The following is a 14,283-nucleotide window of genomic DNA, read 5'->3' as shown; positions in this document are numbered from 1 at the left end:
GCCGCTGGAAAGTCGACATGAGAGCAGTGAAATTCGCCGGCGCGGCGGTGGCCGCCGTCGTCATCGTGATCGCACTCCTGCTGGTGGTCGGGATCCCCTCGGGCTTCCTGACGTCGACGATTGCCTCGCGTGTTGAGAGCGCGACCGGCTATCGCCTGTCGATCGACGGCACGACCAGAATCAGCCTGTGGCCGACGCTGAACGTAACGCTGAACGACCTCACGCTTGCCGACCCCAAGGACCGCAGCGGCATCACGCGCCTGACCATCGACAGCGTGCAGGCCGACATGTCGCTCTCGAGCGTCTGGTCGGGCCGCCCGAAGATCAGCGAACTCGTCGTCACCCATCCCGTGCTCTACCAGCCGCTGCTGCGTGAACGCCTGCCGAATGCCGGCGGCACGTCGAAGCCGGTCGCGCTCGATACCGACGGCGCCGCCATCGACCGCGTCAAGGTCACCGATGGCGAGATCGCATTCGCGCGCATGCGCGATCGTGTCGAGAGCCGCATCAGCGCCGTCAATGCCGATGCCATCGTCGGTCGCGACCGCAAGGTCAACATCACCGGCACCGCACGGGTCGGCGAGCATCCGACCAAGTTCGACATCAAGGCAACCACGCCGGCGCCGCCGGCCGACCGGCCGACCATTCCGGTGGATTTCGCCATCGACATGCCGGACGTGCTGAAGTCCCGGCTCGCAGGTCATGCCGAGATGCGGCTGAGCGGCGACGTCGTGATGATCAACGGCGTGAGCGGCACGCTCGGCGACGGCGCGTTCAACGGCTGGGCCTCGGTCGATATCGCGAGCAAGCCTCTGGTCAAGCTCGATCTCGACTTCCAGCGGCTCGCGATCCCGCTGGCGAAATCGCCGGAAGGCGCGTCCGGCCAGCCCTGGAGCGATGCGCCGATCGATGTGTCCGCGCTCAACTATGTCGATGCGCAAATCAGGATCTCCGCGCATGAGGCGGTGATCGGCGAGGCACGCCTCGCGCCGCTGGCGGTCGATGCAAAACTCGCCGGCGGCGTGCTGAAGGCCGGCACCGCCAATCTCGGCGCCTATGGCGGCCAGGTCACGGGCGAATTGATCCTGGATGCCACCAGCGGCGCGCCGAGCTTTGCCATGCATTCCGACCTCGCCGGCGTGCGCGCGCTGCCGCTGCTGCAGGGCCTCGCCGAATTCGACCGGATCGACGGCAAGCTGCAGGCCAAGCTCGCGCTGCGCAGCGCCGGCACCAGCCAGCGCGCGCTGATGGCGAACATGCAAGGCACGGCCTTCGTCAATTTCCAGGACGGCGCCATTCGCGGCATCAACGTCGCACAGATGATCCGCTCGCTGACATCGGGCACGCTGTCCGGCTGGCAGGAAAACGGAGACAGCAGTCGGGAGCAGAGCACGGATTTGTCGCAGCTCTCGGCGTCGTTCCGGATCGACAAGGGCCAGGCGGTGACCACCGATCTCAACCTGACCGGACCGCTGGTCCGCGTGACCGGCGCCGGCACGATCGCACTCGACACCAAGATGATGGGCTTCCGCGTCGAGCCGAAGCTGGTGATGACGACCGAAGGCCAGGGTCGCGCCGCCGAGCCGGTCGGCTTCGGCATTCCCGTGATGATCCAGGGCACCTGGTCGCAGCCACGGATCTATCCTGACATGGCCGGCATGCTGGACAATCCGGATGCCGCCTATGCCAAGCTGCGCGAGATGGGCAAGGGGCTGTTCGGCGCTGATGGCGCCGGGCTCGGCAACATCTTGGGCAGCCTTGGTCTCGGAGGGACCACCGCGCCGGGTGGCGGCAATGCGGCCGGCAATGCCAATCCGCAAACCCAGCAGCCCGCCGGACAGAACAATTTGCTCGGTGGCCCCCTGGGCGAGGCGCTCGGCAATCTGATCCAGCAGGGACTTTCCGGTGGCGCGGGAAACGGCACGGCGACTGGGACTGGCACCGGCACTGGCACCGGCCGCAGCCGCAGCCTGCCTGCGGCGCCATCCCCATTGACGCCGCAAGCCTCGCCGGCGTCCCCCGCCCTGGAGGACCCGCCGGCGGCGCAGCAGGACAGCCAGCCGATGAACGACGTGCTGCGACAGCTCTTTAATCGATGATTGCAGGACCAAAGCGCTGGACTCCCAGCCCTCCCTTGCCAAGCCCATCCCCTTACATCGGCTTGCCCGGCAGCGGCTTCCTCCAAACGGACGAGACTGCGACAATTCACCATGCTTGCGCCTGCCCAGCGTCCAAGGCGGATAACCAAGACGGGTAACCACGCCGGCTGCTCGGCCGGCCCTTGACCAGTCCCTTCACAGTCCCCTGGACCAAATTGTGCTAGAAGGCTCGCAGGGTCCGTGCGGACCGTAGCGCCGGCGCTGATGGTGGCGCGAGAGGATCGGGATGGCAGGAGCGAACGACAAGACACGGTTTCTGCGCGAGGGTCTGTTCGCCAAATACGTCGTCTCTCTTGTCGGCCTCGTCGTGTTCGTGCTCGCCGTCAACGGCGCGATGGAGAGCTGGATCTCCTACCGCGCCACCAAGACACAGCTGACCGACGGTCTCGAGGACAAGGCGCAGGCAGCCGCGCGGCGGATCGAGCAGTCGATCTCCGAGCTCGAGCGCCAGATCAGCTGGGTGACGCGGGCGAGCCAGGACACGCTCGAGAAGCGCCGCGCCGACTATGCCCAGCTGCTGCACCAGGTCTCGGTCGTCACTCAGCTGTTCCAGCTCAACGGCGACGGCCGCGAGGTGCTCCGCGTCTCGCGCCAGTCGACCACGACCGGCAGCAATGCCGACCTCTCCCGCGACATGCGCTTCACCGACACCGTCGCCCGCGGCGTCAGCTACGCACCGGCCTGGTTCTCCGACCGGACGCCGTTCATGTCGATCTCGGTGGCGCATTCCGGTTTCAACGCCGGCGTCACCGTGGCCGAGCTCGATCTCAGCTTTCTCTCCGAGTACCTCTCCGACGCTCAGGTCGGCAAGGCGGCGTTCGCCTATGTGGTCGATCCGCGCGGCCGCGTGCTGGCGACGTCCTCGAAAGGGCCCGAAATCGGCAAGGACCTCTCGAAGCTGCCGCAAGTTGCGGCCGCGGTTGCGCCCGGCCACGCGCCCGACAATTCGGGCACCGACTTCAACGGCCATGCGGTGATGAGCGCCGCGAGCACCGTGCCGAAGCTCGGCTGGAGCGTGATGTTCGAGCAGCCGACCACGCAAGCCTTGATGCCGATCCGCGACCAGCTGGTGCGCATTGCGCTTTTGATCGGCATGGGCCTGCTGGTCGCGATCCTCGCCGGCACGCTTCTGGCGCGCCGCATGATCATTCCGATCACGGCGCTGCGTGACGGCGCGCACAAGCTCGGCGAGGGTGATTTCAGCCATCGCATCGAGGTGCACACCGCGGACGAGCTGGAAGATCTCGCTGGCCAGTTCAACCGCATGGCCAGCCAGATCCAGGAAACCTATTCGGATCTGGAGACCAAGGTCGAGGAGCGCACCCGCGATCTCGCGCAGTCGATCAACGAGCTCAAGGTGCTGGAAGAGGTCGGCCGCGCGGTCGCCGCCTCGCTCGATCTCAACGCCGTGCTGCCGACGATCGCCGCGCGCGCCATCGAGATCACCCATGCCGACGCCGTGCTGATCTACGGCTATGACGCGCAGGTGCGTCGCTTCAATCTGGTCGAGGCCAACGGCATCGACAAATCCGCCGACGGCGCCCATGTCACGATTGATGAGGGCCAGGATATCCTGAGCGATTCGGCCGGCAGCGGCGAACCGATCGCGATTGCCGATCTCGACCAGGCGTCCGAGCAACCGCTGCGCGACGTCGCGATCGAAGCCGGCTTCCATTCGGTGCTGGTGGTGCCGCTAGTCGACCAGCAGGGCACGCTCGGCTCGCTGGTGGTGCTGCGCCGAGCCAGCGGCGAGTTCGCCCCAAGCATCATCGGCCTGATGCGCACCTTCGCCAACCAGGCCGTGCTGGCGATGCGCAATGCGCGGCTGTTCACCGAGGTCGACCACAAGGGCCGCGAGCTCGCGGCTGCGCACGAAACCGTGCAGCAGCAGGCCGCCAAGCTCCAGGAGCAGACCGAGCAGCTGCGCAACTGGAATCGCTCGCTGGAAGAGCGGGTCGAGAAACAACTCGGCGAGATCGGCCGCATCAAACGGCTCGAACGTTTCCTCGCGCCGCAAGTGGCGCAGCTGATCGCCTCGTCGGACGGCCACGACGCGCTCCTCGACAGCCACCGCCGCGAGGTCACCGTCGTGTTCTGCGATCTGCGCGGCTTCACCTCGTTCACGGAGGCGACCGAGCCCGAAGAGGCGATGAACGTGCTGCGCGAATATCACGCCGCGCTTGGCGAGCTGATCCACCGCTATGAAGGCACGCTCGACCGCTTTGCCGGCGACGGCGTGATGATCCTGTTCAATGCGCCCATCCAGTTCGCCGACCACACCAAGCGCGCGGTGAAGATGGCGGTCGAGATGCGCGACACGATCGGCGCCCTGACCGAGAAATGGAAGAACCGCGGCCACTCGCTCGGATTCGGCGTCGGCGTCGCCATGGGCTACGCCACGCTCGGCCAGATCGGCTTCGAGCAGCGGCTCGAATATGCCGCGATCGGGAGCGTCACCAATCTCTCCTCCCGCCTCTGCGACGAAGCCAAGGCCGGCCAGGTCGTCGTCAGCCGCCGCGTCTACGGCATGGTCGAGCCCTGGGTCGAAGCCCGCGCGCTCGACGATCTCGTGCTCAAGGGTTTTAACCACCCCGTGCTCGCGATGGAGATTCTGTCGTGGCGCGAGGAGGTCGAGAACGTGGTGGACGCCGCCGCGGCAAGGCGGCGCGGCTAGCCAAAACAAAAAACTGCGAAAACAACCCCATGCACAGTAGCCGGGGCCTTCAAGATCAATGGCTTACGCGGGCACGGAATGGGCTGGAAGCGGTGCGGGTGATCACGCCCCGCGCTTCGGCCCCATCGCCTCGAACCCGGCCTTCTGCTCGTCGCTCAGGTCCGCCTCGAAATCATCGAGCGCGTCGCTGACGCCGTTCACGGCTTGCAGCATCGTCTCCAGCCGCGCCTTCACGGCGGTGAGACGGGCCTGTGGTGTCGGTGCTGGCTGTGACGGACAGGCGCTGAGCGTTTCCATGGTGCGCAGCGTGGTGTCCTGGAGCACGTCGAGGCGGGCGCGGCCGGTGTCGTCGAGCTTGAGCGTGGCGGCGATCTCGGCCGCGGGCCATTGCTGCTGCACGAGCTGCTCATATTGGCGCTGCAGCTTCTCGTCGTAGCGGGGATCGCTGTCCGCCTGACAGGCCGATGCCGTCTGGGGATTCTTTTGCTGGATGGCTGCAAGCGCGGCGCGGCGGTCCTTGGCCAGGCTGTCGAGCTTGGCCTTCTGGTCGTCGTCGAGGAGATCGACGAACTTTGCGAGCGATGGCGCGACGGCATCCGTTGCCTTGATCATGGCTTCGATACGCTCGCGCATCAGGCCGAGGCGCTCGATGGCCGTCGCGGGGACCTGCGTCGGACAGGCGGCGCGGATGGTGTCGCGCGCGGATGCCCACGCGGTCGCGAGCTCGTCGAGCGCTGTGCGCTGCAATTCATTCGGCTGCACGGCAGCGGCGATGCGATCGACCGGCAGGCCGCCGGTGTCGCTGGCATCGCAGACCGTCTCCGCGGTCGGGACTCGCCGTCCGCGCCGGCCGTGCGGCGTGGTGTAGGCGGCAAGCTCCGTGGCCGCATAGGGCGCGAAGATCGCGGCATAGATGTCGCCATAGCCATAGAGCGAGAGGCTGGTCGTATCGCCGAGGATGATTGCGGTGGTGAGATCGTCATGCGCGAACGGCCAGAACACCGGGCCGACCCAGCCGTAGCTGCCGTCGGGATGGCGCCACCAGCCCTGCGGACGGCGGCCGCCGCGCCAGCCCGCCAGCGCAGCTTGCGCCATCATTGCGGCACGGAGGACGTAAGGATTCGCAGGCTGGCCGCGCTCTGAGCCGCGCGGATCTTGCGACCGCAACGCTGCGGACCGGTATCGGCTGCCCCGCACCGCCATGCGGGCATGGCGCAAGCGCGACATGCCGATCATGTGGCCGACGGCAAAGCGCGCGACACCGAGCGGGCCGCCGCGGAAGCCGAACTGCGCCTCGGCGCGGCTTGGCAGCAGGAGCGCCAGAATCGCCAGCGTTGCGCCCGTTAGCGCCAGCCCCAGCTTGGGTCCCAAGCGTGATCTCGACATGATCACTGACCTGTCCACCTTGGCCCTCCTCCGGCGCCAAGCGCGCATCGCGTCGCATCACAATGACGCGCGAGGGAACCAAATGTTCCGGAAGCGTACAGAGCAAAGCGTCGCGGTATTTGCTTAGGACGTCTCGGCGGCGCCTGAGCGAGCGCCTCGTCCTTCGAGACGACCGCTTGGCGGCCTCCTCAGGATGAGGCTTGGCAGCGCATCCTTCTACGTTGAATGCCGCCGCAGACTCATTCCTCATCCTGAGGGCCCGCCGCAGGCGGGCGTCTCGAAGGATGGCCGCAGGAGCCGCGGCGAAGCGCCGCCTTCACTCCGCCTTCTGCGGCAGCACGAAGGTCTGGCCAGGATAGATCAAGTTGGGATTGTGGATCTTGGCGCGGTTTGCGTTGTAGATCACGGCAAAGCGGGCGCCGTCGCCATAAGCGAGCCGGCTGAGCGCCCATAGGCTGTCGCCGCGGGAGATCACCCGGCTGCCGCCTGTTTCCGCCGGTGCACCGCCGACGACATCCGCCGGCGAGGCCGATGCAACCGCCGTGGCCGCGGGCGCCCGCGCCATCACCCCTGACCCGCCCTTCGGTTTCGGTGCGCCCATCAGTCGGGGGCGGGCCGCAGGCCTGTCCGATACCGATGCCACGACATCCGACTTGTCGTCGGGCTTCTCGGCCTTCGCTTCCTGCTTCGTCTCTTGCCTCGCGGCGGGTGCAGGGCGCGCGGGCGGCGGCGCGGCTTCGGCGATCGTCACCGGCATGCTGCGGCCGGATTGCGTGACGGTGCCGTCAGGCGATTTCGCCCGCAGGGTCAGCTCATAGGAACCGGCGGGAAGCTGCGGCGGCGTCATGACGAATTGGCCCGAGGCATCCGCCACCACCGTGTCGATCGGCTTGCCGTCGCGCAACAGCTCGACCTTGGCGCCCGGCGTCGCCTGGCCCGCGATCACCGCCGCCTCGCCGTGATCGTCGACGCGCGCGACGTCGAAACGGGGGCCGGCATCCGCAACCGCCGGCGGCGGCTTGACCGGTGCAAGATCGGCAAGTGCGGCCGTGACCTGCTTTTGCGTCTCGGCCAGCGCACCCGCCTTCGGCTCGGGGGCCGGTGCCGGAGACGCAGCTGGCGCCGGCGGCGCGACCGCGGCGAGCTTGGGCTCTTCCGGCTTGGGCTCGACCTTGGGTTCCGGCTTGGCGGCGATGTCGGTCTTCGCCCCCATCGGCAACAGGCGACGCAGCTCGGTGGGGCCGATCACCAGCACGGTGCCGCCCACCGCGAGCAGACAGAATGCAATGAAGGCCTTGGATGCGGTCAACATCGGAAACGAACCCTGATCAGGAAGAATTTTGCAAATCAATCGGCCCAGCAAGGTGCGCCGTTTTGGTCACGGCAGCAAGACGGTCGATAGGATGATGAGCCGGCACGGAGATGAACCGACGCACCCCCGCCGGTGTCAAATGCTCAAGGCCGCATCGCGGCATTTTTCTCGAGGGATTGTCCCGTGAACGCATTTTGCCGTCCCGCACAATGGCCTGTTGGGCTGGTGCTTGCCCTGACAATGGCCGCAACTCCAGGGCTCGCCGCGTCCGGCCCGCCGCCGGATTACATCCTCACCGACAATGCCGATCTCGCCTTCACCTCACCCGATGGCGCCACGGGGATCGAGCAGTACATGAAGGACGGCGGCGATTTCGACGTCAAATGGCAGGCCTGGGCGAGGCGTGGCGAACAGATGACGGAGCTCAAGCCCGAGCAGGGCTACGGGGCCGGCTTCCGCTTCACCCCCGACTCGCAATGGCTGGTGCGGATGCAGAAGACCGGTTCCGGCGAGCAGGACCTCTATCTCTACCATGCCGAGAAGGGTGCCTTCGTCAGCGCGACGAAGACCTCGTTCAGCGACTTGGCCTGGGCCTATTTCCACAGCCGGCCCGACACCGGGAAGATGAAGCTCGACTACCACATCTCGGCCAATCTCGTGAAAGGCACCGAAGAGGCCTATCGCGGGCTCGGCGTGCACTGGCCGGACAACCGTTACCTCGTGATCTCGTTGTCGGGCGAAATGGACAAGCACCCGAAGAACGTCGCCGTGAAGGGATTGGCCGACTGGCGCTGCCGCTATGATCTCAAGACCGGGACCTTCGACGTGCCGGCGACGTTCGCCAAGACCAATGCGGAAGCGTTGAGATGGGAAATCCGACGCTGAGGGAACCGTGGTCCACCGCGCCTTCAGACAAGCGAGGGAACCAACCCTCTGATTCCGTTCCGATTCATGCTTTTCTAACCCTCACTGGTAACGCGCTCTTGTCGGTTTTGCCGCATCTTGCATCCCACGGGAGGGCTGCATGGGCACATCGATCCGATGGAGCGCGCGCATGCGCGCGTTGCTGCGCCGTTGGCGCGGAGCGCCGCTGACATGGCTGATCGCAGGCGGCTTCGTGCTGATGGCCGCAATGGCTGTGGGCACCGCGCTCACCGTCGACCGCTTCCGGCAGAATGCAATTGAAAGCGGCCGTGACAGCGTGGAGAGCGCGGTCCGGTTGCTCGCCCGCCATTTCGACCGCGAGTTCGAGGATTTTGCGGTGCTGCAGAAGAGCATCATCGCGGAACTCGAAAGCCATGGCATCGAATCCGCAGACGTCTTCCGCAGCGAGATGGGCACGCTCGCCATGCACGAGGTGTTGCGCGCCAAAGCCAGCGGCTGGTCCGACGTCGCCGGCGCCAATTTGTTCGACGCCAAGGGCGTGCTGATCAACTCGTCGCGGCGCTGGCCGGTCGCCGATGTTTCGGTCGCCGACCGCGGCTATTTCGATCGCCTCAAGAACGATCCGGCTTCGCAGGAGGAGGTCGAGGTCGTGCCCGGACGGTTGGGCAGCGGACCGGTCATCGTATTCGCGCGCCGCGTCTCCGGCCCCCACGGCGAATTCCTCGGGTTGGTCTCGCGCGCGATCGCGCCGGAGCAACTCGAATCCTTCTTCGCCTCGAGCGGGCTCGGCGAGGATTCCTCGATCGCGATGCATCACCAGAACGGCCAGTTGCTCGCGCGCGTTCCGCATGTGGAGACGATGATCGGGCAGAATTTCCGCAACGGCACGCGCGAGCAGATGGCGGTGTTCGAGCGAACCTTCGTCACGATGCAGCTCGCAAGCCCGATCGACGGCAAGGATCGCATCGTCGCCGCACGCCTCCTGACCGGCGAGCCGCTGGTCGTGGTCGCGACCAAGTCGCTGGATGCGGCGCTGGCGACATGGCACACGCAAACGAAATTCTTCGTGGCCGTCGCCGTGCTGTCGATCGGCCTGCTCGTACTCACGCTCTATTTCATCTTCCGCCAGATGACCCGCCGGCTCGCCGTGGAGAAGCAGCAGCTCGACACCGCGATGAACACGATGACGCAGGGTCTCCTGATGTTCGACCAGGACGAGCGGCTGATCGTCTGCAACCGGCGCTACATCGAGATGTATGGGCTATCGGCCGATGTGGTGAAGCCCGGCGCATATTTCCGCCAGGTGATCCGGCATCGCCACGACACCGGCTCGTTCCACGGCGACGTCGATTCCTATTGCGACCGCATTTTGGGCGATGCCGGGCAGACGCAGAGCACGATCGTCGAGACCTCCGATGGCCGCCTGATCGAGATCAAGAACCAGCCCGGCGCCGCCGGCGGCTGGCTCGCGACCCATGACGACGTCACCGAGCGCATCCGCGCCGACGAGCGCATCGCGCATATGGCGCATTACGACGCGCTGACCGACCTGCCCAACCGCGTGCTGATGCGCGGCCATCTGGAGCGGCGCGTCGCCGAGCTTGCCCAAGGCAAGCCGTTCGCGATCCTCTATATCGACGTCGACGAGTTCAAGGGTGTCAACGATTCGCTGGGACACGAGGTCGGCGACGAGCTGCTGCGCCAGGTCGCGAACCGCCTGCGCGCTTGTGTCAGCGGCAACGACATGGTCGCGCGGCTGGGCGGTGACGAATTCGCCATCGTCAAGGCCGGCACCCGCGACGACGCCGAGCTGACGGCCCTGGCCGAGCAGATCCTGAAGGCGCTGCGCGCGCCCGTGGACTGCAACGGCCAGGACGTCCCGACCGATGCCAGCATCGGCATCGCGATCGCACCCGACCACGGCGACAATCCCGACGATCTGCTCAAGCGCGCCGATCTCGCGATGTATGCGGCAAAATCCGAGGGCCGCCGTACCTTCCGTGTCTTCGCGCCCGAATACGACGCCAAGGCGCGGCTGCGCCGCCAGCTCGAGTTCGATCTGCGGCAGGCGCTGGCCCGCGGCGAGTTCGAGGTGCACTACCAGCCGCTGGTCGATCTCGCGGCCAACGTTGTCACCGGCTGCGAAGCGCTGCTGCGCTGGCATCATCCGGAGCGCGGCATGGTCTCGCCCGCCGATTTCATCCCGGTTGCGGAAGAGACCGGATTGATCGGCGAGATCGGCGAATGGGTGCTGAGGCAGGCCTGCCTCGAGGCCGCCAGCTGGCCCGGCGACATCGACATCGCGGTCAACGTCTCGCCGGTGCAGTTCCGCTCGCGGACATTGGCGCTGAAGGTGGCAGCCGCGCTCGCCGAGTCGGGGCTCGCGCCCGGACGGCTCGAGCTCGAGATCACCGAGACCGTCCTGATCCGCGATGACCAGGAGGCGCTGACGATCCTGCAGCAGTTGCGCGAACTCGGGGTGCGCATCGCGCTCGACGATTTCGGCACCGGCTATTCGTCGCTGAGCTATTTGCATCGTTTTCCGTTCGACAAGATCAAGATCGACCGCAGCTTCATCAGCGACATCGGCGAACCCGAGGATTCCTCGCCGATCGTGCAGGCGGTGGTGCACATGGCCGCCGCCCGCCACATGGCGACGACCGCCGAAGGCGTCGAGACCGAAGCGCAGCGCGCGGTGCTGCTCCAGCTCGGATGCAGCCAGATGCAAGGCTGGCTGTTCAGCCCTGCCGTGCCGGCGGCGAAACTGAAGCAGCTGTTGTCGGCACAGGCGGCCGCGGCGTAGCGGCGCCCCGGTCATCCGGTCCCGCCGTTTGGAGGATGTGTCGCAGAATCGGACAAGGCTTGTCCGCTTCGAAATCCGGCCATCCCGCGCCACAAGCGTGCCCAATCGCGCATCGATGTGACGGCCGTGTGGCGGCCTGCCCCCCTTTTCTTACAAGCACTTCCCCTCCCCGCCCGCCCGCCGTGCGTTCGCGAAAGCGCGGGCCGGCTTGGAGCAGGATCGGACAAAGCATGCCGGGTTCAGGAAATACGCACCGCAATCGCGGCGCATAGAACACGCGCCGTTCCGTACAAATGCGGACGACTGATCGAGAGCCCGAGCTGATCAGGAGGAGCCACACCATGACCGGGAACATTGCACTCATGCGCAATCCCTCGCACAAGGGCTTGCCGCCCGCACCCGACGCACAGCCCGACGACCGCTCGACGTCCGAACGGCGCGCCGCCGACGCGGAGATGGCGCGTGTGCTCAGGACCGAGCCGTTTCGCGTGGCGCTGGACTCCTCGGGTGCCGGTATCGCGCACTGGAAGCATGATCCGCTGCACGACGTCGTCGAGCCCATGCGCCACCACGTGGTCATGGCGCATAAAGGCGTGATGCAGCGCATGGAGCGGCGCTCGGGAAAATCGATCTCGATCGGCACGTTTCGTCCGGGGGTCGTGAACATCGTTCCGGAAGGGTCGAGCTCCCGATGGGACATTCCGAAGCCCGTCGACGTCGTTCAGCTTTACCTTCCCGACGCAACGCTGCAGCGCATCGCCGGCGAGGCCGGAACCGCGGGGCCCGCCGAATTGATTGAGCGAACGGCGCATCCCGACACGATCACGTCCCGACTGCTCCTGAGCGCGGCGGATTCGCTGGAGAGCCATGGCGTGCTTGATACGCTGTTCCGGCATCAGCTCACGGATCTTCTGGCCACGCGCCTTTTGGCTGCGCATGCAGGCTCGCCAACCACGTTCCAGCCGACCATGGGCGGACTGGCGCCGAAGGTCCTGCTCCGTGCAATCGAACGATTGCGCTCCGATAGCGAAGCGGACGTCTCGCTCGATGCGCTGGCGTCCGATGCCGGGCTATCGCGCTTCCATTTCTGCCGGTCCTTCAAGGAGAGCACCGGGCTGTCGCCGCATGCCTGGCTGCGCCAGCACCGGCTCGAGCAGGCCATGAACATGCTGCGGGAGAGCGACGAATCGATCGTCTCGGTCGCCGCGGCGCTTGGTTACTCCTCGCAGACCGCCTTCGCCGCGGCATTCAAGAAGCTGACGGGCGAGACGCCGAGCGATTGGCGCAGGCGCATGCGTTAGCAGCAATCTCTCGACAACGACGGCAATCGCGCTGGGGCACCGGCAAATCGGGTCAGCTACATCATCTCCATGTCCAGACCAATCGAGGGAGACCAAAGATGACCTGGAAAAACTTCGTCAACCGACGGCTGATTGCCTCACGCCGCCGAAGCCTTGCGACCGCGACCTTGTACGGACTCTCGCTGGCCGTTCGCTTCACGTCGGCGACGGGCGAGGAAGTGGAAATTCCAGCTTACACCATGCACCCGGCACAGCCGCCCGTTTCCATCATGATCCGAAATGGCCCCGGCCTTCCCTATCAGGACTGGAGTCGAAGTGAGCTTCAGCCCGTTGTCCTAGGCTACGGCCGGCCACCGAATTCGCTGCAGGCACGCTGCATCGCGCCCTAAGGCCAGCGACCCAACCAAACCCACGCGCTGACGCGGACGCTGCCCTCAACGCAGCAGCGCGGTCGCGCGCGGTCTTTCGAACAGCAACCAAGGAGAAAATCCATGCGACTCGTCATCATCGGCGCCGGCTTCGCCGGCATGTACGCCGCCCTTTCCGCAGCCCGGCTGCGCGACATCCGGGGCGTTTCGCCGCAAGATCTGCAGATCGCGCTCGTCTCACCGGAGCCGACGCTGGTGGTCCGTCCGCGGCTCTACGAGCCGAAGCCGGAAACCCTGACGGCCCCGCTGCTCGACGTCCTCGAGGCGATCGACGTCGACTACATCCAGGGCAGCGCCGAGACGATCAACACCGAGGCCCGAACGGTGCAGATCACGCCCGCGAAGGGCGCGCGAAAGACGCTGTCCTACGACCGCCTCGTCGTGACCACCGGCAGCCGGCTGTTCCGTCCGAACATTCCGGGCCTCGCCGAGCATGGTTTCAGCGTCGATTCGCTCGACGATGCCGTTGCGCTCGACAAGCATCTGCATGGTCTCGCGAAGCGGCCTGCCGTGAACGGACGCGACACGGTCGTCGTCGCCGGCGGCGGCTTCACCGGGATCGAGGCGGCCACCGAAATACCGGCGCGGCTGCGCGAAATCCTGGGCCCCAATGCCAGGACGCGCGTCGTCATCGTCGATCGCAACACTGCGATCGCACCCGACATGGGTGCAGGCGCCCGCCCCATCATCGAGGAAGCCTTGCGCAAGGTTGGCGTAGAGACACGGCTCGGCGCCGGCGTCGCCGCGCTCGACGAGAGCGGCGTCACCCTTTCCAGCGGTGAGCACATCGAAACCGAGACGGTGATCTGGGCGGCGGGCATTCGTGCGGCGCCGTTGACCGGGCAGATTCCCGCCGAGCGCGACAATTTCGGCCGGTTGCTGGTCGACCGCTGCTTGCAGGTGCCAGGCGTTCAGGGTGTCTTCGCGGCCGGCGACGCGGCACGCGCCGCCTGCGACGACGAGGGCAATTACGCACTGATGTCGTGCCAGCACGCCACGCGGATGGGCGCCTTTGCCGGCAACAATGCCGCGGCCGAATTGCTCGGCGTTCCGACCAGGCCCTACCACCAGAAGGCCTACGTCACGTGCCTCGACCTTGGCAAAGCCGGTGCGCTGTTCACACGCGGATGGGAGCGCAAGGTCGAGCTGGTCGGCGACGTCGCCAAGAAGACCAAGCGTGAGATCAACACCGTCTGGATCTATCCGCCGAAGGCGGAGCGCGCCCTGGCGCTCGCGTCGGCCGATCCGGAACGGGTGACCGAAGTCTAGACGCCCACGTGATGATGGCCGCGCTCCCGCGGGGCGCGCGGCCGCCACTGCAGACCGATCATTCAG

The 14,283-nt window shown here is 66.5% G+C and carries 9 protein-coding genes; 7 read left to right on the top strand and 2 right to left on the bottom strand.

Features of this window, described 5'->3' with window-relative positions:
- Positions 1-17 precede the first annotated feature (17 nt).
- Positions 18-2,099: an AsmA family protein gene (locus tag ABIB80_RS05045; protein ID WP_007599025.1), complete on the top strand. Its 2,082-nt coding sequence runs from the start codon at positions 18-20 to the stop codon at positions 2,097-2,099.
- A 286-nt stretch (positions 2,100-2,385) separates the two neighbouring features.
- Complete coding sequence (locus ABIB80_RS05040) at positions 2,386-4,833, top strand: adenylate/guanylate cyclase domain-containing protein (RefSeq protein ID WP_354127122.1); 2,448 nt, start codon at positions 2,386-2,388, stop codon at positions 4,831-4,833.
- A gap of 102 nt (positions 4,834-4,935) precedes the next feature.
- Here ABIB80_RS05040 and ABIB80_RS05035 read toward each other — a convergent pair whose 3' ends face one another.
- Positions 4,936-6,219 (bottom strand): Spy/CpxP family protein refolding chaperone, encoded by a 1,284-nt coding sequence (locus ABIB80_RS05035; protein WP_354127121.1) that lies wholly within the window; start codon positions 6,217-6,219, stop codon positions 4,936-4,938.
- Positions 6,220-6,535: 316 nt separating this feature from the next.
- Positions 6,536-7,531: a LysM peptidoglycan-binding domain-containing protein gene (locus tag ABIB80_RS05030; protein WP_007599022.1), complete on the bottom strand. Its 996-nt coding sequence runs from the start codon at positions 7,529-7,531 to the stop codon at positions 6,536-6,538.
- A gap of 183 nt (positions 7,532-7,714) precedes the next feature.
- Here ABIB80_RS05030 and ABIB80_RS05025 point away from each other — a divergent pair, with 183 nt between their 5' ends.
- The 5 genes from ABIB80_RS05025 (at position 7,715) to ABIB80_RS05005 (ending at position 14,217) form a co-directional block, all read left to right on the top strand.
- Positions 7,715-8,416, top strand: coding sequence for a hypothetical protein (locus tag ABIB80_RS05025; RefSeq protein WP_007599021.1), 702 nt, complete (start codon positions 7,715-7,717; stop codon positions 8,414-8,416).
- Between the two features lie 139 nt (positions 8,417-8,555).
- Positions 8,556-11,219: a bifunctional diguanylate cyclase/phosphodiesterase gene (locus tag ABIB80_RS05020; RefSeq protein WP_354127120.1), complete on the top strand. Its 2,664-nt coding sequence runs from the start codon at positions 8,556-8,558 to the stop codon at positions 11,217-11,219.
- A 341-nt stretch (positions 11,220-11,560) separates the two neighbouring features.
- Positions 11,561-12,520 (top strand): helix-turn-helix domain-containing protein, encoded by a 960-nt coding sequence (locus tag ABIB80_RS05015; protein ID WP_007599018.1) that lies wholly within the window; start codon positions 11,561-11,563, stop codon positions 12,518-12,520.
- 98 nt (positions 12,521-12,618) lie between these two features.
- Positions 12,619-12,909: a hypothetical protein gene (locus ABIB80_RS05010; protein ID WP_007599017.1), complete on the top strand. Its 291-nt coding sequence runs from the start codon at positions 12,619-12,621 to the stop codon at positions 12,907-12,909.
- A 102-nt stretch (positions 12,910-13,011) separates the two neighbouring features.
- Entirely contained in the window at positions 13,012-14,217 is a 1,206-nt protein-coding gene (locus ABIB80_RS05005) for an NAD(P)/FAD-dependent oxidoreductase (protein WP_007599015.1), read from the top strand.
- Positions 14,218-14,283: the final 66 nt, after the last annotated feature.

The organism is Bradyrhizobium sp. i1.15.2 (assembly GCF_040548425.1).
GTDB lineage: Bacteria > Pseudomonadota > Alphaproteobacteria > Rhizobiales > Xanthobacteraceae > Bradyrhizobium > Bradyrhizobium canariense.
Note: the sequence above shows the minus strand (reverse complement) of the source record. Positions and strands in the feature narration are given on the sequence as shown.